Origin of the sequence: Corynebacterium sp. HMSC034A01 (genome assembly GCF_001838175.1) — a bacterium.
Lineage (GTDB): Bacteria > Actinomycetota > Actinomycetes > Mycobacteriales > Mycobacteriaceae > Corynebacterium.
The window spans coordinates 28,160-50,831 of the sequence record NZ_KV835948.1 but is presented as its reverse complement, the minus strand read 5'-3'; the positions used below and the strand labels follow the sequence as shown (position 1 = coordinate 50,831).

General features: G+C 65.4%; 18 protein-coding genes and 1 tRNA gene. 11 read left to right on the top strand and 8 right to left on the bottom strand.

Going from position 1 to position 22,672, the window contains the following annotated elements:
- Positions 1 to 49 precede the first annotated feature (49 nt).
- Positions 50 to 1,363, bottom strand: coding sequence for a threonine/serine exporter ThrE (locus HMPREF2791_RS04725; protein WP_141741351.1), 1,314 nt, complete (start codon positions 1,361 to 1,363; stop codon positions 50 to 52).
- Positions 1,364 to 1,570: 207 nt separating this feature from the next.
- Between HMPREF2791_RS04725 and HMPREF2791_RS04720 the strand changes: the two genes are divergently transcribed.
- From HMPREF2791_RS04720 to HMPREF2791_RS04710, 3 genes are all read left to right on the top strand, one after another.
- A tRNA-Thr gene (locus HMPREF2791_RS04720) sits at positions 1,571 to 1,646 on the top strand.
- 173 nt (positions 1,647 to 1,819) lie between these two features.
- Positions 1,820 to 2,527: a response regulator transcription factor gene (locus tag HMPREF2791_RS04715; RefSeq protein WP_070474645.1), complete on the top strand. Its 708-nt coding sequence runs from the start codon at positions 1,820 to 1,822 to the stop codon at positions 2,525 to 2,527.
- A gap of 4 nt (positions 2,528 to 2,531) precedes the next feature.
- The gene (locus tag HMPREF2791_RS04710) at positions 2,532 to 3,908 is read left to right on the top strand and encodes a sensor histidine kinase (protein WP_070844578.1); all 1,377 of its coding nucleotides are present in this window, start codon (positions 2,532 to 2,534) and stop codon (positions 3,906 to 3,908) included.
- On the opposite strand, the gene HMPREF2791_RS04705 is transcribed toward HMPREF2791_RS04710, so the two are convergent.
- On the bottom strand, positions 3,886 to 4,302 hold the full coding sequence (locus HMPREF2791_RS04705; RefSeq protein ID WP_070844577.1) for an HIT family protein: 417 nt from the start codon (positions 4,300 to 4,302) through the stop codon (positions 3,886 to 3,888). The two genes, HMPREF2791_RS04710 and HMPREF2791_RS04705, sit on opposite strands and share 23 nt — an antisense overlap.
- A gap of 31 nt (positions 4,303 to 4,333) precedes the next feature.
- Between HMPREF2791_RS04705 and purD the strand changes: the two genes are divergently transcribed.
- On the top strand, positions 4,334 to 5,581 hold the full coding sequence (gene purD, locus HMPREF2791_RS04700; RefSeq protein WP_070844576.1) for a phosphoribosylamine--glycine ligase: 1,248 nt from the start codon (positions 4,334 to 4,336) through the stop codon (positions 5,579 to 5,581).
- Positions 5,581 to 7,014 carry an adenylosuccinate lyase gene (gene purB / locus HMPREF2791_RS04695; RefSeq protein WP_141741350.1) on the top strand — a complete coding sequence of 478 codons (1,434 nt, stop codon included), beginning with the start codon at positions 5,581 to 5,583 and terminating at the stop codon, positions 7,012 to 7,014. The genes purD and purB overlap by 1 nt, the downstream gene beginning before the upstream one ends.
- On the opposite strand, the gene HMPREF2791_RS04690 is transcribed toward purB, so the two are convergent.
- Complete coding sequence (locus HMPREF2791_RS04690) at positions 7,015 to 7,542, bottom strand: hypothetical protein (RefSeq protein ID WP_070844575.1); 528 nt, start codon at positions 7,540 to 7,542, stop codon at positions 7,015 to 7,017. It abuts the gene before it with no gap.
- Between the two features lie 19 nt (positions 7,543 to 7,561).
- On the opposite strand from HMPREF2791_RS04690, the gene HMPREF2791_RS04685 reads away from it, so the two are divergent.
- Positions 7,562 to 8,458 (top strand): phosphoribosylaminoimidazolesuccinocarboxamide synthase, encoded by an 897-nt coding sequence (locus tag HMPREF2791_RS04685; RefSeq protein WP_070844574.1) that lies wholly within the window; start codon positions 7,562 to 7,564, stop codon positions 8,456 to 8,458.
- Positions 8,455 to 10,536 carry a S9 family peptidase gene (locus tag HMPREF2791_RS04680; protein ID WP_141764916.1) on the top strand — a complete coding sequence of 694 codons (2,082 nt, stop codon included), beginning with the start codon at positions 8,455 to 8,457 and terminating at the stop codon, positions 10,534 to 10,536. Before HMPREF2791_RS04685 ends, HMPREF2791_RS04680 begins: the two co-directional genes overlap by 4 nt.
- Here HMPREF2791_RS04680 and HMPREF2791_RS04675 read toward each other — a convergent pair.
- Positions 10,533 to 12,008 (bottom strand): DUF222 domain-containing protein, encoded by a 1,476-nt coding sequence (locus HMPREF2791_RS04675; protein ID WP_070844572.1) that lies wholly within the window; start codon positions 12,006 to 12,008, stop codon positions 10,533 to 10,535. The genes HMPREF2791_RS04680 and HMPREF2791_RS04675 overlap by 4 nt on opposite strands.
- Positions 12,009 to 12,150: 142 nt before the next feature.
- Here HMPREF2791_RS04675 and HMPREF2791_RS04670 point away from each other — a divergent pair, with 142 nt between their 5' ends.
- Complete coding sequence (locus HMPREF2791_RS04670; RefSeq protein WP_070844571.1) at positions 12,151 to 12,825, top strand: DUF2334 domain-containing protein; 675 nt, start codon at positions 12,151 to 12,153, stop codon at positions 12,823 to 12,825.
- Here HMPREF2791_RS04670 and HMPREF2791_RS04665 read toward each other — a convergent pair whose 3' ends face one another.
- The 4 genes from HMPREF2791_RS04665 to HMPREF2791_RS04650 all read right to left on the bottom strand — a co-directional run bounded on the left by HMPREF2791_RS04665 (position 12,826) and on the right by HMPREF2791_RS04650 (position 19,222).
- Entirely contained in the window at positions 12,826 to 13,644 is an 819-nt protein-coding gene (locus HMPREF2791_RS04665) for a metal ABC transporter permease (protein WP_070474619.1), read from the bottom strand. It abuts the gene before it with no gap.
- Entirely contained in the window at positions 13,641 to 14,312 is a 672-nt protein-coding gene (locus HMPREF2791_RS04660; RefSeq protein WP_070474616.1) for a metal ABC transporter ATP-binding protein, read from the bottom strand. The genes HMPREF2791_RS04665 and HMPREF2791_RS04660 overlap by 4 nt, the downstream gene beginning before the upstream one ends.
- Before the next feature lie 11 nt (positions 14,313 to 14,323).
- On the bottom strand, positions 14,324 to 15,247 hold the full coding sequence (locus tag HMPREF2791_RS04655) for a metal ABC transporter solute-binding protein, Zn/Mn family (RefSeq protein WP_070844570.1): 924 nt from the start codon (positions 15,245 to 15,247) through the stop codon (positions 14,324 to 14,326).
- A gap of 99 nt (positions 15,248 to 15,346) precedes the next feature.
- Positions 15,347 to 19,222 (bottom strand): ExeM/NucH family extracellular endonuclease, encoded by a 3,876-nt coding sequence (locus HMPREF2791_RS04650; RefSeq protein ID WP_070844569.1) that lies wholly within the window; start codon positions 19,220 to 19,222, stop codon positions 15,347 to 15,349.
- 217 nt (positions 19,223 to 19,439) lie between these two features.
- Between HMPREF2791_RS04650 and purS the strand changes: the two genes are divergently transcribed.
- Genes purS through purL form a run of 3 tightly spaced genes read left to right on the top strand, consistent with a single transcriptional unit; the run spans position 19,440 to position 22,625 of the window.
- Positions 19,440 to 19,670, top strand: a complete 231-nt coding sequence (purS, locus tag HMPREF2791_RS04645; protein WP_074432067.1) for a phosphoribosylformylglycinamidine synthase subunit PurS — start codon at positions 19,440 to 19,442, stop codon at positions 19,668 to 19,670.
- Positions 19,667 to 20,341 carry a phosphoribosylformylglycinamidine synthase subunit PurQ gene (gene purQ, locus HMPREF2791_RS04640; RefSeq protein ID WP_070474608.1) on the top strand — a complete coding sequence of 225 codons (675 nt, stop codon included), beginning with the start codon at positions 19,667 to 19,669 and terminating at the stop codon, positions 20,339 to 20,341. Before purS ends, purQ begins: the two co-directional genes overlap by 4 nt.
- Before the next feature lie 7 nt (positions 20,342 to 20,348).
- Positions 20,349 to 22,625, top strand: coding sequence for a phosphoribosylformylglycinamidine synthase subunit PurL (gene purL / locus HMPREF2791_RS04635; RefSeq protein WP_070844568.1), 2,277 nt, complete (start codon positions 20,349 to 20,351; stop codon positions 22,623 to 22,625).
- The last annotated feature ends 47 nt before the right edge of the window (positions 22,626 to 22,672 follow it).

The following is a 22,672-nucleotide window of genomic DNA, read 5'->3' as shown; positions in this document are numbered from 1 at the left end:
TTCTCCTCCTTGCATCAGGCGTCAAGGGTTTTCATCCTACGCGATGAACTTATCTCCGTCGCCGCACCCTGAGCAGCTGCTCGAACGTGAAGCGGCCCGCGCGCTTGAACGCTTGGTACGGCACGTACAGCTGCGGCCGGCGGATGCGGCGCGCAACCCACTCGCCGAACACCACACCGGCGGCCAAGGCCATGCAGGTGCCGATGGCGGTGAACAAATTCATCATGCCCAGCAGCATCTGCTCGTTCATCAACGCGTACATGCCGCGGTAAATCCACGAACCGGGCAAGAACGGGGTCACGCCCGCCACTGCTGTGATCACCGGGTTGATCAAGAACCGGCGGGAAATCAGGCCGCCGACGAGACCCACCACGATGGCGCAGGCGGCGGTTGCCGACAGCCTGCCCAGACCGAGCGGGGCCAGCAGGATGTAGTAGCAGGCAGAGCCGAGCGCTGCGGTGACAAACGACAGAATGATCGCGGCGCGCTCCGCGAAACAGCACACTGCGAACGCCGCCGCAGCCATCCCACCACCAACTACGGTGAGCAGGGCGTTCGAGTACGCGGCGCTGCCGGGCAGGAGTTCGATCGGTGGCAAGGGCATGCCCACCATCTCAGAGACCGCTACGCCGCTGGCAACCCCGGCCACGATGCCGCCGGTGTTCAGCATGGCGGAAAAGAAGCGGGCGGAGGCGTTGAGCGGGGAGCCGGTCACGCCGTCGAGAAGCGACTGCACAAGGGTCAAACCCGCGAGCAGCACGATGATGCCCGTCGCAATCAGCTGGCTGGGCACGATTGTGCGGCCGATCGACGCGGAGAAGTCGTAGGTAATTGCCGCGGGGACGGTGGCGAGGAAGCCGCCGATCACGTTGTGGAAAAACGCCGGCAGGCCGCCGCGGGACAACAACTTGTTGAAGCCCATGATGAGAAACGCAGTGAGACCGCCGACAGCCATCATGAGAAGGTCCCCGCCGAGGAGCATCGCCACGAAGAAACCCATCACCGTCCAACCCGCCAGGTTGCGGGTGTTGCGGTGGGGGATCGGCGCGGTGTCGATGTCGTTGAGGATCCGCTCCGCCATCTCCGGCGGGGTCGCGCCAGAACGAATCGAGCGGATCAGGCGATCCACTTCCTGCAGCTTGTGGTAGTTCTCGCTGATCATGGTGACCACGCGGAACACATTCACCGGGGTGCGCTGATCCACGCCGATGATCGTGTTGAGCGTGATCGTGTTCACCGTGATCGACACATGCACGTAGTGCAGGCCGTAAGAAGAACACACCGTGTGGATCTGCTTCGCCGCATCCGCCGACGTCGTCGCGTTCGCGATGAGGATTTCCCCGATGCGTGCCGCGATGTTCATCACCGCCGCGACCTCGGCTGGATCTGCCAGGTTGATGGGCGCGAGGACGGACGGCGGCGGGGACGTGCGGGCCTCGTCAATCGTTGCCACACGCTGCCGCGAGCCGGAGATCCTCTCCCACAATGAGTTACCTTCTGCCACACGCTCACACTATCGGTTGGCCAGTTGTGACGCAGGTGTGGGGCGTGTGTAAGATTTTGCTGCACTGCTGGAGTGGCGCAATTGGTAGCGCAACGGTCTTGTAAACCGTAGGTTGCGGGTTCAAGTCCCGTCTCCAGCTCCAATTCTTTTCTGGGGCTTGTCGGTTTCTTGTCGGGGAGACATTTCGGGGGAAGTCCGCTAGAGCCATTCAGTGGACGTACAGGAAACGTGCAGAGTTGTGCGGTTTAATCGCTTTATCTTGTTGGCAACGCAGAAATTGCCGCAGAACTTGCAACGAAACGGAAAGTGATTGACATGGCAGAGAACTCGCAGAACCTCAAGGTGCTCGTCGTAGACGACGAACCGAACATTGTGGAGCTGTTAACGGTTTCCCTGAAGTTCCAAGGGTTCGATGTGGAGACCGCTAACTCTGGTCCCGCCGCCATCGAGCTCGCACATTCCTGGAAACCGGATGCGTACATCCTCGATGTGATGATGCCGGAAATGGACGGCTTCGAGCTGCTGAGCAAGCTGCGCGCCGAAGGTTTGGATGCGCCGGTGCTGTTCCTCACCGCCAAGGACGCGGTGGAAGACCGCATCCACGGCCTGACCATCGGCGCGGACGACTACGTGACCAAGCCGTTCTCCCTCGAGGAAGTGATCACCCGCCTGCGAGTGATCCTGCGCCGCGGCAACGTCAGCGAAGATTCCAACGAAGACACCACCCTGCGCTACGCGGACCTGACACTCAACGACGACACCCACGAGGTGACCAAGGCCGGCGAAATCGTGGAACTGTCGCCCACCGAGTTCAACCTGCTGCGCTACCTTATGCTCAACGCCGAGGTTGTCGTGTCCAAGGCGAAGATCCTGGACAACGTGTGGCACTACGACTTCGGCGGCGACGGCAACGTGGTGGAGTCCTACATCTCCTACCTGCGCCGCAAGGTGGACACCGGCGACGTGCAACTGATCCACACCGTCCGCGGTGTCGGCTACGTGCTGCGCACCCCGCGCCAGTAGTCCCATGCCCTACTCGGTGTTAACGGCGCCGTCGAAAAAGCCGCTCAAGCGCCAGCTTGTCGCGGTGGTGATGGCAGCGCTCACGATCGGCATCACACTGAGCTCGGTGCTGATCTACTTTGTCATGCGCCACTTCCTGTTCGACCGGGCTGACGACCAGCTGCGCGAGGGCATGGCGACGTGGGCGCAGCAAACACCCGCCTGGCAGTTCAACATCTTGAGCCTGCCCAGCGAGTTCAACCAGGCAACCCTGTACCCCGGCTACGACCAGCTGGTGCCGCGCAGAGGATCTGTGAACCCGCCTGATTACTCGAAGGTGGAGCGCCTCGACCACCCCACGACCATCCCGTCCGTCAACGATAAAGGCCAAGGCGTGAAATGGCGGGCGATGGCGCACCAACAGTCCGACGGCACAGTGCAGTACGTTGCCAAGTCGCTGGAAACCGAAGCGAAGATGCTGCGCGCGCTCGCTTGGGTGGAAGCCGGTGTGGGCGCGCTGGCGCTCTTCGGCATCGGCGTGGCCGCGAACTACATGGTGGCCCGCGCGCTCGCGCCGCTGAAGATCGTGGAGAACACGGCGCTGGCGATCGCCAACGGCGAGACGGACAGTCGCGTGCCCGCATGGCCGCGGGAGACCGAGGTGGGCAGTCTGTCCTACGCGATGAACACCATGGTGTCCAAGCTGCAGGATTCCCTGGACAACGCTCGCACCCAGGAGGAGCAAATGCGCCGCTTCGTCGGCGATGCTTCTCACGAGCTGCGCACGCCCCTGACCAGCGTTCGCGGGTACACGGAGCTGTACCGCAAGGGTATGGCGAACGACCCAGACATGGTCCTGGGCAAGATCGATGAAGAATCCGCCCGCATGCAGCTGCTGGTGGAGGACCTGCTGGCGTTGACCCGTGCCGAGGGCGCACGGCTAGAAAAGAAGCCGATGGACGTGCTGGAATGGGTGCTCGCCGCAAAAAGCACCGTCGATGCCGCGTTCCCGGACCGCACGGTGGAAGTCATCACGGACACCCCGGACATCGCGCAGGTCAACGGCGACCCGGACCGGCTGCACCAAGTGCTGGTGAACCTGATCACTAACGCCTACAAGCACGCGGGCCCGGACGCTGAGGTCACAGTGACCATCCGGAAAAACCTCGACCGCATGGTCATCGACGTCGCCGACAACGGCTGCGGCATGGAGGCCAAGGACGCGGAGCACATCTTCGAGCGCTTCTACCGCGCCGACTCATCCCGCAACCGTGCGACCGGCGGCTCCGGGCTGGGTTTGGCCATCACCAAATCCCTCATTGAGGCGCACGGCGGCACCGTGAAGGTGGTCACCGCGCCGGGCGAGGGCTCGACGTTTACTATTTCGCTTCCTGCGCTTTAAGAGCTTCTCGGATGGTTTCCGCGGCGGCGTCCATCTTCGCTGCGTCGGTCTCGTCGTGGCGCATCGCGCTGGAAAGCGTGTAGCCTGACATGTCGTTGGCGGGGAAGACGTGGATGTGGGCGTGTGGCACCTCGAAGCCGGCGATGAGGTAGCCGGCGCGCTCCGCGTCGAACTTGTCCACGATGACCGCGCCGATGTTTTGGGCGACCTCGTTCATGTGCGCCCACAGGTCCGCCGGGATGTCGGTCCACTTGTCGATCTCCTCGACCGGCACGACCAGCGTGTGGCCGTACGCGACCGGCTCGATGGTGAGGAAGGCTGCGACAGTGTCGTCCTGGTACACGATGCGCCCCGGGATGTCGCCTGCGATGATCTTGCTGAATACGGTGCTCATACTTGTCGACGCTACCGGTAAATTGGGGCGCATGCGCATCCTTGTCATCGGTTCGGGCGGCCGCGAACACGCCCTACTCAACGCAATGCAAGGCCACGATCTCACGGTCGCACCGGGTAACGCGGGCATGTCCCGCTTGGCGACGGTACGTTCCGTCGACGTCGCCTCGCCCCAGGCCATCGTGGAACTGGCCCGCGAAACCAACGCGGAGCTTGTGGTGATCGGTCCGGAAGTGCCCCTGGTAGCGGGTGCGGCGGACGCGCTCGTTGAAGCGGGCGTGCCGGTGTTCGGCCCGACGAAGGCCGCGGCGCAACTCGAGGGGTCCAAGGCCTTTGCCAAGGACGTGATGTCCGCGGCGGGTGTGCTGACTGCGTCCGCGACCCGCGTTGAGAAGCCGGAAGACGTTGAACCCGCGCTGAACGAGTACGGCCCGCGCTACGTGGTCAAAGACGACGGCCTGGCAGGCGGCAAGGGCGTGGTGGTCACCGAGGACCGCGCCGAGGCGAAGGCGCACGCGGAGGCGGTGCTCGAGGCTGGCAACCCGGTGTTGTTCGAATCCTTCCTGGAAGGCCCCGAGGTCTCCCTGTTCTGCCTGGTGGACGGCGAGACGGTGGTGCCGCTGCTGCCGGCGCAGGACCACAAGCGCGCCTACGACAACGACGAGGGGCCCAACACCGGCGGCATGGGCGCCTACGCGCCGCTGCCGTGGCTGCCCGAGGACGGTGTCCAGACCATCGTGGATGCGATCGCGCGCCCGGTTGCGGAAGAGATGGTGCGCCGCGGGACCCCGTACCAGGGCCTTTTGTACGTCGGCGCCGCTTGGGGGCCGGAAGGCCCGGCAGTGGTGGAGTTCAACGCCCGCTTCGGCGACCCCGAGACGCAGGCTGTGCTGTCGCTACTGGAAACCCCGCTGGCGGACGTGCTGCTCGCCGTCGCGGAGGGCCGCCTGGACGAGGTGGAGCCGCTGCAGTGGCGCGACGGCTTCGCCGCCATGGTGGTGCTGGCCGCCGAGGGCTACCCGCAGGCGGCCAAGACCGGTGGGGTTGTGAGCGGCGAGGCGCTGGACGATCCTTCGCGGGTGCTGCACGCCGGCACTGCGTTGGAGGACGGCGAGTATGTTGCCTCCGGCGGCCGCGTGCTCGGCGTGGTCGGGCAGGGCGCGACGCTCGAGGAAGCCGTGGCGGAGGCGTACGAGGTTATCTCCGGCATCGAACTTCCCGGGGCATTTTACCGCAAGGACATCGCCCGCCCCGCGATCGAGGGGGCGATCTCCCTATGATGAATGCCGTGAAGCCGAACAACGCGAATGTTTTGAGTAACCGTTACGCCTCCCCGGAGATGGCCACCCTGTGGGCCCCGGAGCACAAGATCATCCTGGAGCGCCAGCTCTGGATCGCGGTGCTGAAGGCGCAGCAGGAGCTCGGTGTCGCCGTGGAACCGGGCGCGATCGAGGACTACGAGAAGGTCATCGACCAGGTGGACCTGGATTCCATTGCTGAGCGCGAGCGGGTCACCCGCCACGACGTGAAGGCGCGCATCGAGGAGTTCAACGCGCTGGCGGGCCACGAGGAAATCCACAAGGGCATGACCTCGCGCGACCTCACCGAGAATGTGGAGCAGCTGCAGGTGCGCCGCGCCCTCGAGCTCACACGTGACAAGGCGATTGCGCTGCTGAAGGCCGTGGGCAACCGCGCCGGCGAGTACAAGTCCCTGGTCATGGCCGGTCGCTCCCACAACGTGGCGGCGCAGGCCACCACCCTGGGCAAGCGTTTCGCCTCCGCCGCCGACGAGATTCTAGTTGCGGTTGAGCGCATTGAGGAGCTTTTGGAGCGGTACCCGCTGCGCGGCATCAAGGGGCCGATGGGCACCGCGCAGGACATGTTGGACCTCATGGGCGGCGACGAGGAGAAGCTTTCCCAGCTCGAGCAGGGCATCGCTTCAGGCCTCGGCTTTGACCGCGTGTTTGATTCGGTGGGGCAGGTCTACCCGCGCTCCCTCGACTTCGACGTCGTGTCCTCACTGGTGCAGCTGGGCGCGGGCCCGTCCTCGCTGGCCACCACGATCCGGCTCATGGCCGGCAACGAAACCGTCACCGAGGGCTTCAAGGAAGGCCAGGTTGGCTCTTCCGCCATGCCGCACAAGATGAACGCGCGTTCCTGCGAGCGCGTCGGCGGCTTCCAGGTCATCCTCCGCGGCTACCTCACGATGGTGGCGGATTTGTCCGGCCAGCAGTGGAACGAGGGCGACGTGTTCTGCTCCGTGGTGCGCCGCGTGGCGCTGCCGGACGCGTTCTTCGCCATCGACGGCCAGCTGGAGACCATGCTCACCGTCCTCGACGAGTTCGGCGCCTTCCCGGCCATGATCAACCGCGAACTGGACCGCTACCTGCCTTTCCTGGCCACCACGCGCATCCTCATGGCATCCGTGCGCGCCGGCGTGGGCCGCGAGACGGCGCACGAGGTGATCAAGGAAAACGCGGTGTCCATGGCGCTGGACATGCGCGAGCGCGGCGCGGAACAGAACCTGGTGGAGCGCCTCGCGGACGACGAGCGCCTGCCGCTGGATCAGGCGCAGTTGGAGGAGGCACTTTCGGATCGCCACGCCTTCATCGGCGCGGCGGAGTCCCAGGTGGACCGGGTGCTCGCGAGGGTGCAACAGCTTGTCGACGCGCATCCGCAGGCCGCCGCCTACACCCCGGGCGACATCCTGTAGTTACTTCCACGTGAGGGTGGCGTCGCGGCTTTTCAGCTCGACGCCGCGGCCGACAATTCCCGGGTCGGCGCTGCCAGCCCAGGAGGCCACAAAGCCGGTGTAGGTTTCGTTGGCTTCCAGCTCGCCGGTGTAGCCGGTGATGTCCCAATCGCCGCAGTAATTTGGGTCGGCCACGTTGGCGGCGAGGTCGCCGTCGATAGGCAACAGCTCCGGCAACGCGACCGTGACATCCATGGGGAACTCGCCGATGGCAGCCGGGGTGAAGCTGACAGGGAAGCACACGATGGAGCGGGCGTGTTCGGCGCTGCGGGGCGCGCGGGTGGTGGTGGGCTCATCCACCGTGACTTCCCACTGCACCGGCACGTGGTAGCGCACGTCCTCGGTGACGATCTTGGCGGTCTGCCCGAAACGGAACGTGGCGCCGTCGCGCGAAGGGTAAAACTCCGGCATCTCCCCGCTGAACTCCGAAGGTGCGGTGCACGCTGCGAGAAGAAGCGGGAGGAGGACAACGGTAGCGCGGTTTTTCACGGCGCATATACTAGCGCGCATGCGTCCAGAGCTTTCAGATTACTCACACATCTCCGGCGGCAAGGTTCGCGAGATCTACGAGGTGGATGAGCAGACCCTGCTCATGGTCGCGACCGACCGCATCTCCGCCTTCGACTTCTCCCTCGAACCGGCGATCCCGGACAAGGGGCGGATCCTCACCGCCACCTCCATGTTCTTCTTCGACCTGCTGTCCGACGTGCCGAACCACCTGGCTGGCCCGATCGACGACGAGCGCATCCCCGAAGATGTCCTCGGCCGCGCAATGGTGGTGAAGAAGCTGGACATGGTGCCGTTCGAGTGCGTGGCCCGCGGCTACCTCACCGGCTCCGGCAAGAAGGAATACGACGCCACCGGCCGCATCTGCGGCGTGAAGCTGCCCGAGGGGTTGGTCGAGGCGTCCAAGCTCGACGAGCCGATTTTCACCCCCGCCACCAAGGCCGAGCAGGGCGACCACGACATCAACGTCACCTTCGAGCACATGGCGGGCAAGCTCGGCGCGGACCTTGCCGAGCGCCTGCGGGACGCCACACTCGAGGTGTATCGCCGCGCCGCCGACTACGCGGAGACCAAGGGCATCATCCTCGCCGACACCAAGCTCGAGTTCGGCTTGGACGAAAACGGTGAGCTCGTGCTTGCGGACGAGGTGCTCACGCCGGATTCCTCCCGCTACTGGCCCGCCGACAGCTACGAGGAAGGCCGCAGCCAGCCCAGCTTTGATAAGCAGTACGTGCGCAACTGGCTCACCGGCCCGAAGTCCGGCTGGGACCAGGAGGAGGGCACCACGCCGCCGGAGCTGCCCGGCTCCGTCGTGGAGGCAACCCGCGACCGCTACATCGAGGCGTACGAGCGCCTTTCTGGCCGCCGTTTCTCCGCATGGCCGGGGGAGCACGCATGATCCCACCCGTAGCTGAGAAACGCCCGATTGTCCGCAAGTTTCACGGCCGCGAGTTCGTGGACAACTACGAGTGGCTGCGCGACAAGGACAACCCCGAGGTCATCGCGCACCTAGAGGCCGAAAACGCCTATACGGAGGAGAAAACGTCCGCCTGGTCCGGGCTGGTGGACGACGTCTACGGCGAGATCAAGTCCCGCGTCAAAGAGACCGACATGTCCGTGCCGCAGCGCCAGGGCGACTGGTGGTACTACGGCCGCACCATCGAGGGCAAGGACTACGGCATCTCCTGCCGCATTCCGACCGCGGATGACCCGTGGACCCCACCCGAGATCACCGAGGACATGCCGGGGGAGCAGGTGCTTCTCGACGTCAACGAGCTCGCCGCCGGGCACGAGTTCTTCTCGCTCGGGGCGTCGTCCGTGTCCACCTCCGGTCGCCTGCTCGCGTACTCCTTCGACACCGAGGGCGACGAGCGCTTCACCATGCGGTTCAAGAACCTCGAGACCGGGGAGCTGCTCGACGACGAGCTCGAGGGCCTCTTCTACGGCGCGACCTGGGCGGGCGAGGACTACCTGTTCTACGTCCGCTGCGACGATGCTTGGCGGCCCCACCAGATCTGGCGCCACAAGCTGGGCACGCCTTCTGCCGAGGACGTGCTGGTGCACGAGGAGACGGACGAGAAGTTCGGCGTCGGTGTGGGCGCGGATCGCGCGGAACGCTTCCTCATGATCATCGCGTCTTCGTCGCTGACCTCCGAGTACCGCGTGCTCGACATGACTGATCCCACCGGCGAGTTCGAGGTGCTGTGGGAGCGCGAGGCCGGCATCGAGTACCACCCGGACTTCTGCGTCGTCGACGGCGAAGAGCAGTGGGTGGTCACGCACAACGCTCACGGGGCGAACTTCTGCGTGGCGACGACACCCGTCGGAGCTGTGCCACCCCTGCGGGAGCTGCCGGTGCTGGTGGAGCACTCCGAGACCGTGCGCGTCGAGGCGATCGACACCTACCGCGACTTCATGTTCATGGCGTACCGGCGCGGCGGGATCCCGCGGCTGGCCGTGGCGTCGCTCGACGGCGGCTTCGGCGAGTTCAAGGAGTTGGAGTTCTCCGAGGAGCTCTACACCGTCGGCCTCGGCGGCAACCCGGAGTGGGAGGCCCCGGTGGTGCGCATCGTGTACTCCTCCTACATCCAGCCCTCGCAGGTGCTGGACTACACGGTGGCGACCGGCGAGCTGACCCTGCTGAAGGAGAAAGAGGTCGAAGGCGGCTACAACCCGGACGAGTACGAGGCTTACCGCGAGTGGGCAACCGCCCCGGACGGGGAACAGGTGCCGATTTCGGTGGTGCGCCGCAAGGGCGTCGAAGGCCCCGCGCCCGCGCTGCTGTACGGCTACGGCTCGTACGAGGCATCCACGGACCCCGGGTTCTCCGTGGCACGGTTGAGTTTGCTCGACCGCGGCATGGTGTGGGTGTGCGCCCACGTGCGCGGCGGCGGCGAGATGGGCCGCGCGTGGTACGACAACGGCAAGATGCTGCACAAGACCAACACGTTCACGGACTTCATCGCGTGCGCCGACCGCATCGTGGAGCTGGGCCTGACCACCCCCGAGCAGCTGGTGGCCGAGGGCGGCTCCGCCGGCGGCCTGCTCATGGGCGCGGTGGCAAACATGGCGCCGGAGAAGTTCGCCGGCATCCTCGCGATCGTGCCATTCGTGGACCCGCTGACCTCCATCCTCAAGCCCGAGCTTCCGCTGACGGTGGGGGAGTGGGAAGAGTGGGGCGACCCGTACCACGACCCTGAGGTGTACGACTACATGGCGACGTACGCCCCGTACGAGAACATCACCGCCCAGGACTACCCGGACATCCTCGCGGTGACCAGCCTGAACGACACCCGCGTGCTCTACGTCGAGCCCGCGAAGTGGGTGGCAAAGCTGCGCGAGGTGGGCACCGCAGGCGAGGTCCTGCTGAAGACGGAGATGTCCGCGGGGCACGGCGGCGTGTCGGGCCGCTACGCCAAGTGGAAGCAGACCGCGTTCGAGTACGCGTGGACGCTGGTGAAGGCAGGGGCGGTTTAACCGTCCGGGTCGAATAGGGCAGGGTCCGGCGGGCGGTTGTGGTTGCCGCCGTGCCGTGACCTCGCCTTTTTGGCAAGCCTCTGACCAGGTGAATTGCAGTACTGGTAGGTGCTGGTGTGCCTCGGCGGATCTCCGTTGGCGGGGTGGTAGTACACGTCGCCGGTGTCGGAGTCGCGGCCGAAGTGGCCCTTGTTGCCGGCGCCGTCTTTGTTGTCGTTGTTGCACATGTGGTGCTCGCGGCACAGCAGGACCAGGTTGTCGATGCTGGTCAGCCCGCCGCTGAGGTAGGAGTCCAGGTGGTGGGCCTCGAGTTCGACGCCCGGCTTGGTGCAGCCGTTCCATGCGCACACGCTCTGCATCGCCAGTAACACAAGCTTCTGCTCCACGGAGGCAAGGCGGGTGCGGCCGAGGGAAAGCGGGACGCCGGTGGCCGAGTCGAGCTGGAGGATGAAGCTGTCCCCGGCAAGCCCCAAACGCACGATGTCGAGCGGGGTCAGCGACACCGAGGTGTTGGTGGGGAACTCGGTGAAGGCGTCCGCCTCTAAGAGGTCGTCGAGGGTAAGCGAGATCACCACCGTGCCCACGCCGCCGCGGGACTTTGTGGCGGCATCGCCGTAGCGGTCGAGCACGTTCATGAGTTGGTCGAAGTGGCGCTGGTGCTTGCGCCGGCTGTCCCGCTTCGCGGCGTCCTCGCCTTCCATGTTGGACCCCATGTGGTCGCCGGCGGCAAGACAGGCCTCTAGCTTCGCCCGCGACGCGGCATCGAGGTAGCCATTGAAATAGGAGCCGCCGTCCGCGTCCGGTTCCCCGAGCCAGATGCCGCGCTTCTTCCATGCGGCGAGGGGGTCTTTCTCGCCGTCGTAGTCGCGTCCGCGCTTGTTGGCGCGCTTGACCTGGTCGCGGACGAACTTCCGGAGCTCCTCGGCGGTGAGGGATTCGGCTGCCTCCATTGCTTCGGCGAGGATCTCCTCGTAGCCGGGGTTGGCGTGCTCGTTGAGGTCTTTGAGCGCGTTGGTGATGATGCGCTTCTTCTCTGCGTTGGCCTTCTCGGCTGCCCGGCGTGCCCGCTCCTGCGCCTCGCGCGCCTTCTTTCGCCGCGCTTCCGCCTCCTGCTCCTTGCGTTTGCGGTCCTCTTTGTTTTCGCTCGGCTCCGGCTCGGGCACCTCGGGTTCGCCGTAGAGCCTCTTGCCCTGCTCCAAGAGAGCGAATGCTTCTCGACGGGACAAGCCCAAGCTCCGTGTCAGATACTCCACGGCGTGGTTCGCGCCGACAAGGGCGCCGGCGCCGTCCCGGTCGCAGAGGAAAGCGAACGCGGCGTCTGCGTTGGACAGCAGCGGCAGGCAGGCGTGGAGGCGCTCCATGGCCACGTGGGTGGAGGCGAGGTGGAGCGAGTCCGGTTCCCGCATCACGTTGGCGAGCGAACGCAGCCCGTCGACGATTTGGTTGACCGCTTGGTCGAGCACTGCACTCATCTGGAGCACCTCCTTTCATTGCACTTGAATTCGCATAGTAGAACCCCGTCTGACACGAGTCCGCCGAGATAGAACATGTGTGCGAACTCTGTGAACATTTTTCACCCGGCACTAACTGTCTAGGTGTGCGATAATTTCCCCTATGCCTGGGCGCGTACTTGTTTCAATTTCCTCCATCTTCGACGCGACGTTGGAGGACGTTGCCAGCATGGTGCGCGACCTGGATCGGGAGGGGGTGCCGGTGTCGTTGTTGGTGGCGCCGCACATCGACAAGAAGTGGCACCTGGCTAAGGACGACGCCACGCGCTCCTGGCTCAACGAGCAGCTCGAACACCGCGCCCTCATGCTCAACGGCTTCGACCAGCCGGTGCAGGGGCGCCGCAGCGAGTTCGCCAGCCTGGGGGAGCACGAGGCGCGGCTGCGTCTCAAAGGCGCGACGCGCCAGATGTCCGCGCTGGGATTCGACTTGGACATGTTTGCGCCGCCGCGCTGGCGCATGTCGGACGGCACTCTGAAGGTGCTCGGTGAGTTCGGGTTCACCGTCGCCGCCTCCACGAAGGGCATCTACCGCATTGAACAGGGTGAGTTCTCGCAGGGCCGCAACTTGTCGGTGGGTGAGGGGTACGGCGCCGCGAAGTGGTGGCGCCGCAATGTGATCAAGGCCGCCGAGCGCGGCGCGGAGAAGGGCAACACAATACGTTTGTCGGTCTCCGGGCGCGAGCTGGGGCAGAAGAAGGTGCGCCGCGACTTCCTCGCCGCAGCCGCCGCAGCGGTGGACAAGGGTGCTCAACCGGCGGATTACAGGGAGTACCGCTAGCTAGTCCCGCACCCTGCCGATCACCCGGCACACCAGGTAGATCCCGAACGAGATAAAGGCCACGAACACGCTCACTGGCATGCCGGGGGCGAGCGAGAGCACCATTCCGCCGACGGCCGCGACCTCCGCAAACACCACGGACAGCACCACCGCAAGCTTCGGGTTCGCCGTGACTTGAGCGGCGGACGCGCCGGGGGTGATCAGCAGCGACATCACCAGCAGCGCGCCGACGATCTGCACTGACTGCGCCGACGCGATGCCGACCAGCACCGCGAACACCAGGGCCATCGTCCGTACGGGAACCCCGCACGCGGCGGCCATTACGGGGTCCGCGGAGGAGAACAGCAGCGGCCGCCACAGCACCAGCACCGCGCCGGCTACTAATACCGTCGTCCCCGCCAGCAGCGCCACGTTCTGCGCCGACACGCCGACAATCTGGCCCGTCAGCAGCGCCAAAGCCCTGTTCGAGTTCCCCGGGTACAAGTGGATGAACAACACGGACAGCGCCATGCCGAAGCTCATGGCCACGCCCACGGCGGAGTCTTGCTGGCCCTTGAGTCCAAGCGCGGCCAACACTAGCGCTGCCACCACAGCACCAGCCACCGCGCCGAAGCCGACGTTCAGCCCGAACAGCAGCGCCGCGGAGGCGCCCATGAGCGCGAGCTCCGAGGTCGCGTGCACCGAAAACGACATCTGGCGCAGCACGATCAGCGGCGCCATCACGCCGGACAGCACGCCCAGCAGCGCGCACGCCACCAGCGTCGTCTGCACGAACCCCTGCCCGAGCAGGTAGGACGTGTCCGCCCAAAATGCACTCACAGGACCACCATCCGTCCGTCAACTTCGACCACGTCCACGCGGGTGCCGTAGAGCTCGCTGAGCACCTCGGAGCGCATCACTTCGGAAACACTTCCCACCACGTGCCTCTCCGGGCCCAGGTACAGCACCCGGTCCACCACGCCCAGTACCGGGTTAATCGAGTGCGTTACGCAGATCACGGCCGCCGGGTGCTCGGCGAGGCGCTGCACTGTGTCGCGTGCGCGGGCGGGGTCGAGGGAGAGCAGGGGCTCGTCGCAAAGCAAAAGCTCCGGGTTTTGTGCAAACGCCTGCGCCTGGCGGATGAGCTGCTGCTGGCCGCCGGAAAGCACACCGACGCGGCGCTCGGCAAAACCTTGCGCCCCCACCGAAGCCAATTGCCTATCGACGTCCTCCGGCCTCGCCCCTTTCCCCATCGCCAACGCAACCAGATCGCGCCCGCGCACCGGAAGGTCCTTCGGAAACATGTGCTGCTGCGGGATGAACCCGATCGGGCCGTGGACTTTCGCTTGCCCAGAAGTGAGCTTGCGCGTGCCCATCAGCGTGCCCAGCAGGGTGGACTTGCCCACGCCGTTGGGGCCGAGGACCGCAATGAATTCGCCGGGTTCGACGGTGAGGGTGAGGTCGCGCCAGAGTGGTTCGACTGCGGCGCTGCGAAGCTCAGCGATCAAATTGGCAATTCCTAGTGGTGGTGGCCGGTCGGCTCAGCATGGGCTGCGATGTCGGTGATCTGACCCACGATCTCCTCGAAGTAGTCCAGGAAGTTCTGGCCGGCCGGGGGCGTCTCCCGGATTTCAACAACGGGAACATTATGCGCCTTCGCCGCATCCGCCAACCGTTGGGTGGCGCTGTTGGTGCTCTGCGGGTTCACGAACAGCATGTCCAGCTCGCCGCGCTCGATCTGCTCCAGGAACGCCGCCACTGCAGATGCGGACGGCTCCTGGTGGTTCAGGCTGGCCTTGACGTACTCCTCGGGCGTGATGTCGTGCAGCTCCGTGCCCCACACCAGGCCGGCCGCGATCGTCTCAGTCATGCCGATGTGCACGTGCGGCACCGCGTTGAGCTTGGATTGGATGTCGCCGATGCGCTGCTTGACGTCTGACGCGTCCCCACCGGTGCGATCCGCAATGTCCTCCGCGACCTGCAGCACCTTCTCCGGCGCGAACCAGGCGTGCTCGAGCTCGTCCAGGGAGTTGGGCATGTGCGCGTGGTCGTGGGCATGTTCGTGGTCGTGGTCGTGGTCGTGCTCGTGGGCCTCGTGCTCGTCGAGAAGCGGGATCGCGTAGATGATGCGGTCCTGCTCAGCGGCGGTGTAGAGCGCGGCGTCGTACGCGCCGCCGTTGGCCACGACGGTGTCCGCTTCCTTGATGCGCGAGAGGTCCTTCGCGGACGGCTCGTAGTGGTGCGGGTCCACAGCATCGCCGGTGATGATCGCGTCCACGTCGCTGCCCGTGGCAGCGGAGGCCACGTCCGCCCACACGTTCGTGGTGGCGATGATGTCGCTGCCGCTCGCATCATTGCTTTCCGACGAGCATCCGCCCAGCGCGCCAACCAGAGCGGTAGCCGCAACCGCGGCCAAAGGAGTGAGATGAAAACGATTTCGCATAGGGGATATCCAACCACTATTGGAAACTGTTTTCAATGCGGGAAGCCCCGATCCGGGAGATTCCCGGGTCGGGGCTGACGCGTGGTGTGAGTTGCGGTCCTACTTAGAGGAACCATCCTCGGTGCTGCACGCCGTTGCCAAAGTGGCGATCGCCGCGATTGCCACGGCGGCGCCAGCGATACCGGCGGCAGTCTCCACCGGAACCGGCAGCTGCTCGCCGACCTTCTCGATCTGCGCCTTCACCGGAGCCAGCGCCGGAATGTCCATGGTGGCTGCCAGACCGAGCGGGATCAGCGCCAGCAGAGGCAGGGCAGTGATGCCCACCGCCGGTAGGCAGCGGTCGCTCGCGCTGGAGCCTTCATCGGCCGGGGCGTTGGTGCCGTTGGCGCCGTCCTTGCCATCAGCGCCGTCGCGGCCATCAGCACCGTCTGCGCCCTTCTCGCCGTTCTTGCCGTCGGTGCCCGTCACGCGGCCCAGGTTCTGGGTCTCGCCGTCGGTGTAGGTGAGGACAAGCTCGCCGTCTTCGTTGAGGACAGCCTCGGCGATACCGCGGCCATTCTCGCCATCCTTGCCATCGCGGCCATCGACGCCGTTTTCGCCGTTCTTACCGTCCTGGTCTGCAGCGCCGGTGTCACCCTTGTCACCCTTCGGGCCCTTCTCGCCGTCGCGGCCGTCCTTACCGTCGGCGCCGTCCTTGCCTGGCTCGCCGTCAGAGCCCTTGTCGCCATTAGCGCCGTCCTTGCCCGGCTTGCCGTCTACGCCGTCGTTACCGTCCTGGCCCGCGGCGCCGGTCTCGCCCTTGTCGCCCTTCGGGCCCTTCTCGCCGTCGACGCCATCGCGACCATCCTTACCGTCAGCGCCGTCCTTGCCTGGCTCGCCGTCAGCGCCCTTGTCGCCGGTGACCTTGCCGAGGTCTTCGGTCTCGTCATCCGAGTAGGTAACGATCAAGTGGCCCTCGTCGTTGACCTCGAAGGATTTCACACCGTGACCGTCCTTGCCGTCGACACCGTCGCGACCGTCGGCGCCGTCCTTGCCAGGCTGACCGTCTTTACCGTCGGCACCGTTCTTGCCGTCAGTGCCCTTGACCTTGCCGAGGTTCTCAGTTTCACCGTTGTCGTAGGTGACAACGAGCTCGCCAGCGTCGTTGACTTCTGCCTTGACGATGTAGCGCGGCTGATCTTCCTCCGGCTGCGGTTCTTCCTCTTCAGCCTTCGGCTTCACATTCACAACGACCTTCACCGTGTCGACGGACCCGTCCGGGTAGGTGACGGTGATCTCGCCTTCCTGGTCGTCGCCGACAGTGTCGGTGTTCGCAGGCTTGGTCCACTCGAACTTTGTGTCCGCCGGCAGCTGGTCTGCGTCCTTCACTGTGGTCTTCGCATCGGGCAGCTCATCGCCCTGGGTGACGGTGACGGCCTCGCTTGCTTCTGGGGCGAACTTGTCAGCATCATCCTTCTCATCGAGCTTGGTGCCGAAACCGACCTTGACCGGGTCGTGGTCGGAGGAACGGAACGGGTTGCCGTAGCCGTAGAGCGGGTTGTCGCCGTCGCCGAAGAAGTCTTGGACGTTGTAGTTACGACGCGAGTACTCGAACGCAACCGACTCGTCGCCGTTGATGTTCCAGACGGCGGAGTCCTGGACGAGCGCGTTGGCGGCGTCGTTGGCGAAGACGTGGTCCAGGGAGCCGAGCTGGCCGTTGAACTGGTAGGACTCCTGCGGGAAGTCCTTCTTGTGGTGGATCAGCGTGTAGCCGCCACCGCGCAGCGTGTTCAGCGCGTTTTCCATGGTGTAGGCGTTGAAGTCGCCGACGAGGAAGGTCGGCAGCTCCTGCCAATCGTCCTGCTTGGCCATGTGGTCGAGCAGCGCCTGCGCTTGCGCAACGCGGACATTGGCGTTGTTGCCCTGACCGTCGCCCGAATCTTTATCGCCGTTTGCCACGGAGCCCTTGGACTTGAAGTGGTTGACCACGGCGACGAAGTTGTCGTCGTCGTCACGCTTGACCGTATTGAACTCCTGCGCCAGCGGCTGGCGCGCCATGCGGGTGAAGGCCGGGTCGTCGAAGATGCGGGACTCGCCGACCGGCTCGACCTCAGCCGGCTGGTAGATGAAACCGACGCGGATGAAGTCCTCGGCAGTGCCGAGCGCAGACGGGGACTTTACGTAGTCCCACTTGTTCTCGCCAGCGGCCTTGTTTAGCTCCTTGACCAGGTTGGACAATGCGTTGTCGCGCTGCGCGACATCGCCGGTGACGCGAGCACCGTTTTCAATCTCGGACAGGCCGAGCACGTGCGCGTCGAGTTTGTTGATCGCGGTGACGATCTTCGCCTGCTGATCGTTAAACGCAGCCTGGGAGTACGCGCCGCGGACGTTGCAGCGGTTGGTGCCGACCTTGTTGCCGTCCTTGTCGGAGTACGCCTTGCAGCCCGACTCGTCATTGCCCAGGGAGGTGAAGTAGTTGAGCACGTTGAAGAAGCCGATGGAATTGTCGCCTTCGACGGTGTCCGGCACGTCGTAGGACGTCGCGCGCGAGTCCTCCCACGTGATCGGGAGCTCCTCGGCGTCGTTCTTGCCGGTGATCGGCCGCAGCGGCTGGAAGCGCCACTGGTCCCACGAGTAGTCGACGACGACGTCGGTTTGGAAGTCCACCTGATCGCCAGTGCGGATGGACTTCACGCCGTTGTCGGAGGTGACGAGGTACGGCAGCGGGGTGTTTTTGTCTGTCTTGAAGTAGTCGCGGGTGCGGCCGTCGTCGAGGTAGACAATCTTTGCAGCCTGCTGCGCGTTGATCTCCGCGACCTTCGCCTTATCCGGGACGATCTCGTCGGTCGGGTTGCGGAATGCCTTGGTCCCCGGCGCGAGACCCAGGTTGCCGGTGGTGTTGAGCTCGTAGTTGTTGGTCACCGTGTACGCGCCAGTCGGACGCACGAGCATGCCCTCGTACGGCTCGCGTGCGTCGTCGCCAAGCGGAAGCGTGTCAATCTCGACAGCCTTCGGCGCTTCCAGCGCTTCTTCGAGCTTGCCTATCGACGACACCGTGATCTGCGTCTGCGAAAAGTGCTCCTTCACCTCGCCGGTGACCTGGAGCGAATCGCCGATTGCCGGGAAGTTCTGGTTGCGGCCCATGTAGACGAAGATGCCGTCGGAGGCATCGCCCGGGTTCTTGATCTCGCCGGTGCCGGCGGTCTGGAGGAAGAAGCCGTTTTTGCCACCCTCTTCGTACACCGCCGTGACGACGCCTTCGGTGGTTACGGTCTTGCCTGCCAGCGGGGAGTCGGCGCCGGTGCCCTGGATCTCGGCAATCGGGGTGATCTCGCCCGGCTGCGGCTGCTCAGGCTGAGGCGTCGGATCCGTCGGATCCTCCGGGGTGGGGTCAACGGGAGTCTCGCCAGCGTTGCCTGAGTTCTGCGGTGTCGGCGCGTCGACGGTGAAGTCATTCGCGTTGTTGTCGGTGTCAACGCCGACGGTCTTGCGCTGGACGGATGTCCCGTTTGCGGTGCCGGAGACTGCTGTGCCCTCCGGCTTTGTGGCACTGCCCCAACCGACGCGGTCTACCTCGCCGTTAGCGTCTGCGAGAACTGCAATTGCACCCTTGGCTCCGAAGTTGAAGCCTGCCTCCTGGTCGGGAGTGGGGAGTGATTCGCCCGCGCCAGTGTCGCCCGGATTTCCCTGGATGAGGAAGTATCCGCCGGCGGGGATAACGCCCTTCAGAGAAACGATTGCGCCAGAGCCGCCCTTGGCAGACTGCTGGTCCAGCGTCCAACCGGTGATGTCGATGTCCTTGTCAGTCGGGTTGTACAGCTCGACGAAGTCGTGGGTGTACGCGGCACCCGAGTTGCCACCGCCGCCGTACGCCTCGTTGATGACGACGTTGGAGCCGTCCGGGGCTGCGGATGCAGTCGGGGCGACGACGGAGACGGTGCCTGCTGCCAGCGCGATCGCAAACGCGGCGCCGAGGCTCTTACGGGGTGTGGACATGGTTACCTCTCGGAAACTCAAGAAAGACGGTTGATAGCAAAAACAAACTAACTGCGACTCTCAGATTGCGCTCGGCGAGATGACAGGTTTTCCCAAGAATTCACCATGCGTTCACTTTTTGCCGGTCAGCAAGGGTTTCGGGCCGTGTCGGGGCGTCCGATATACTGACGCGCGTACCGCAAAGGTCGTTCAACCTCCCGAAACGTGAAGGATTCTCATGGCACGAGTCGTCGTTAATGTCATGCCCAAGGCCGAAATTCTTGACCCGCAGGGTCAGGCGGTGCTCCGCGCACTGGGCCGAATCGGAGTCGAGGGGGTGACCGACGTCCGCCAGGGCAAGCGCTTTGAAATTGAGGTGGATGATTCGGTCTCCGACGCCGAGCTGCAGCGCATGGCTGAAACGCTGCTGACCAACACTGTTATCGAGGACTTCGAGGTTGTGCGATGAGCGCAACTATCGGAGTCATTACTTTTCCGGGCACGCTTGACGACGTCGACGCGCTGCGCGCCGTCCGTCTCGCCGGTGCCGAGCTGCGCCAGCTGTGGCACGCGGACAATGACCTGACCGGCGTGGACGCGGTTGTCGTCCCGGGCGGCTTTTCCTACGGCGATTACCTGCGTTCCGGCGCGATCGCTGCGCAGGCCCCGATGATGGGCGCCGTGGTGGAGGCTGCCAAGAAGGGCATGCCGGTGCTCGGCATCTGCAACGGCTTCCAGATCCTCACCGAGACTGGCCTGCTGCCGGGCGCGCTGACCCGCAACAAGGGGCTGAACTTCCACTGCGTGGACACCTACCTTGAGGTGGAGAACACCGACACCGCGTGGACCAGCCAGCTGGGCGAGCGCATCTACGTCCCCGCTAAGCACGGCGAAGGCCGTTTCCAGGCCGCCCCGGAGACCATTGAGGCGCTGGAGAAGGAAGGCCGCGTGGTGTTCCGCTACTCGGACAACTTCAACGGCTCCATCAACGGCATCGCCGGCGTGACCAACGAGACCGGTCGCGTGGTCGGCCTCATGCCGCACCCGGAGCACGCCATTGAGACGCTGACCGGCCCGTCCACGGATGGTCTCGGCTTGTTCACTTCCGCCATCGACGCGATTTCGAAGATCGGAGCGTAGACCCGAAATGACCGTGCACAACGACACCGTCGACAACGCCTTCGGCACCCCGGAGCTCGAGCAGCCGTACGCCGAGCTGGGCCTGAAAGACGACGAGTACGCCAAGATCAAGGCCATTCTGGGCCGCAGGCCTACCGACGCGGAGCTGACGCTGTACTCCGTGATGTGGTCCGAGCACTGCTCCTACAAGTCCTCCAAGACGCACCTGCGCTACTTCGGCCAGACCATGACCGAGGAGATGGCGTCGAAGATCCTCGCCGGCATCGGCGAGAACGCCGGCGTGGTGGACATCGGCGGCGGCGACGCGGTGACCTTCCGCGTGGAAAGCCACAACCACCCCTCCTTCGTGGAGCCGTACCAGGGCGCTGCCACCGGCGTCGGCGGCATCGTCCGCGACATCATGGCCATGGGTGCCCGCCCGATCGCAGTGATGGACCAGCTGCGCTTCGGGCCTATCGACGCTGAAGACACCAAACGTGTCCTGCCGGGCGTGGTCCACGGCATCGGCGGCTACGGCAACTGCCTGGGCCTGCCCAACATCGGCGGCGAGACCGTCTTCGACCCGGCATACGCCGGAAACCCGCTGGTCAACGCGCTGTGCGTGGGCACGCTGAAGGTGGATGATCTCCACCTGGCGTTCGCGTCCGGCACCGGCAACAAGGTCATCCTGTTCGGCTCCCGCACCGGCCTCGACGGCATCGGCGGCGTGTCCGTGCTGGGCTCCGCCACCTTCGAGGAGGGCGAGGAGCGCAAGCTGCCGGCCGTGCAGGTGGGCGACCCGTTCGCGGAGAAGGTCCTCATCGAGTGCTGCCTCGAGCTATACGCCGCCGGCGTGGTAGAGGGCATCCAGGACCTCGGCGGCGGCGGCCTGTCCTGCGCCACCTCAGAGCTGGCCGCGTCCGGCGACGGCGGCATGACCGTCAACCTGGACAACGTCCCGTTGCGCGCGGAGAATATGTCCGCCGCGGAGATCCTCGCCTCCGAGTCCCAGGAGCGCATGTGCGCGGTGGTGGCGCCGGAGGACGTAGACAAGTTCATGGAGATCTGCGCCAAGTGGGACGTGCTCGCGTCTGTCATCGGCGAGGTCACCTCGGACGAGGACCGCCTGCAGGTGTTCCACAACGGTGAGCTCGTGGTGGACGCCCCGCCGTCAACTATCGACGAGGGCCCGGTCTACGAGCGTCCCTACGCGCGCCCGGATTGGCAGGATGGTGTGCAGGCCGGAGGTGACGTTGAGAAGCAAAGCGACATCAAGGACGCATGGCTGAAGATGGTCGCATCGCCCGCGCTGTGCTCCCGCGACTTCATCACCGAGCAGTACGACCGCTACGTGCGCGGCAACACCGTGCAGGCCAAGTACGCCAACTCCGGCGTGCTGCGCATCAACGAGGAAACCAACCGCGGCGTGGCCGTCTCCGCCGACGCGTCGGGACGCTACACCTACCTCGACCCGAACATGGGCGCGCGCCTGGCACTGGCGGAGGCGTACCGCAACGTCGCCGTCACCGGCGCCACCCCGGTTGCGGTGACCAACTGCCTGAACTTCGGCTCCCCGGAGAACCCGGATGTGATGTGGCAGTTCCGCGAGGCGGTGCACGGGCTTGCGGACGGCTCCGCTGAACTCGCCATCCCAGTCTCCGGCGGCAACGTGTCCTTCTACAACCAGACCGGCGAGACGCCGATCCTGCCCACCCCGGTGGTCGGCGTGCTGGGTGTGATGGAGGACGTGGAGAAGGCCATCCCGCACGCGCTGCCGTCCACGGACGAGCAGTACACCCTGATCCTGCTGGGCGAAACCAAGGACGAGTTCGGCGGCTCCGTGTGGCAGGACATCTCCGGCGCGGGCCTGGCCGGCCTGCCGCCGCAGGTGGACCTGGCCAACGAGGCGCGCCTGGCGGAGTTCTTCGCCGGCAACGCCGCCGGCATCGCAGCCGCGCACGACCTGTCCGAGGGCGGCCTGTCCCAGGCGGTGTTCGAGCTGCTGCTCGGCTCCGACAAGGGCGCGGAGCTGAACCTGGAGGGCGTGCACGAAGACGCGTTCACCGCGTTGTTCTCCGAGTCCGCCTCCCGCGTCGTGGTCGCCGTGACCAGCGACCGCGCAGAGGCCGCCGTGGAGCGCGCGAACTCCGCGGACATCACGGTCGCCGTGCTGGGCGAGACCACCGACGACGGTGTGCTGCGCGTGGCCGGCCAGGAGGTCCAGGTCGCGGAGCTCGCCGGCGCGTGGGCTGCGACCATGCCGTCGCACTTCGCCGCTGCAACGGCGCCGAACGCGGCGGTCTAGCTCGACCACCAATAGAAGCGTTTGGGGAATGTGGCAAATATTTGCCA

Coding starts and splice junctions, on each gene's coding strand:
- HMPREF2791_RS04650 (WP_070844569.1), bottom strand. CDS start 19,222: ATGTCCACACCCCGTAAGAGCCTCGGCGCCGCGTTTGCGATCGCGCTG.
- purL (WP_070844568.1), top strand. CDS start 20,349: ATGACCGTGCACAACGACACCGTCGACAACGCCTTCGGCACCCCGGAG.
- HMPREF2791_RS04725 (WP_141741351.1), bottom strand. CDS start 1,363: ATGAACATCGCGGCACGCATCGGGGAAATCCTCATCGCGAACGCGACG.
- HMPREF2791_RS04655 (WP_070844570.1), bottom strand. CDS start 15,247: ATGCGAAATCGTTTTCATCTCACTCCTTTGGCCGCGGTTGCGGCTACC.
- purS (WP_074432067.1), top strand. CDS start 19,440: ATGGCACGAGTCGTCGTTAATGTCATGCCCAAGGCCGAAATTCTTGAC.
- HMPREF2791_RS04685 (WP_070844574.1), top strand. CDS start 7,562: ATGCGTCCAGAGCTTTCAGATTACTCACACATCTCCGGCGGCAAGGTT.
- HMPREF2791_RS04670 (WP_070844571.1), top strand. CDS start 12,151: ATGCCTGGGCGCGTACTTGTTTCAATTTCCTCCATCTTCGACGCGACG.
- HMPREF2791_RS04675 (WP_070844572.1), bottom strand. CDS start 12,008: ATGAGTGCAGTGCTCGACCAAGCGGTCAACCAAATCGTCGACGGGCTG.
- purD (WP_070844576.1), top strand. CDS start 4,334: ATGCGCATCCTTGTCATCGGTTCGGGCGGCCGCGAACACGCCCTACTC.
- HMPREF2791_RS04715 (WP_070474645.1), top strand. CDS start 1,820: ATGGCAGAGAACTCGCAGAACCTCAAGGTGCTCGTCGTAGACGACGAA.
- purQ (WP_070474608.1), top strand. CDS start 19,667: ATGAGCGCAACTATCGGAGTCATTACTTTTCCGGGCACGCTTGACGAC.
- HMPREF2791_RS04705 (WP_070844577.1), bottom strand. CDS start 4,302: ATGAGCACCGTATTCAGCAAGATCATCGCAGGCGACATCCCGGGGCGC.
- purB (WP_141741350.1), top strand. CDS start 5,581: ATGAATGCCGTGAAGCCGAACAACGCGAATGTTTTGAGTAACCGTTAC.
- HMPREF2791_RS04680 (WP_141764916.1), top strand. CDS start 8,455: ATGATCCCACCCGTAGCTGAGAAACGCCCGATTGTCCGCAAGTTTCAC.
- HMPREF2791_RS04710 (WP_070844578.1), top strand. CDS start 2,532: ATGCCCTACTCGGTGTTAACGGCGCCGTCGAAAAAGCCGCTCAAGCGC.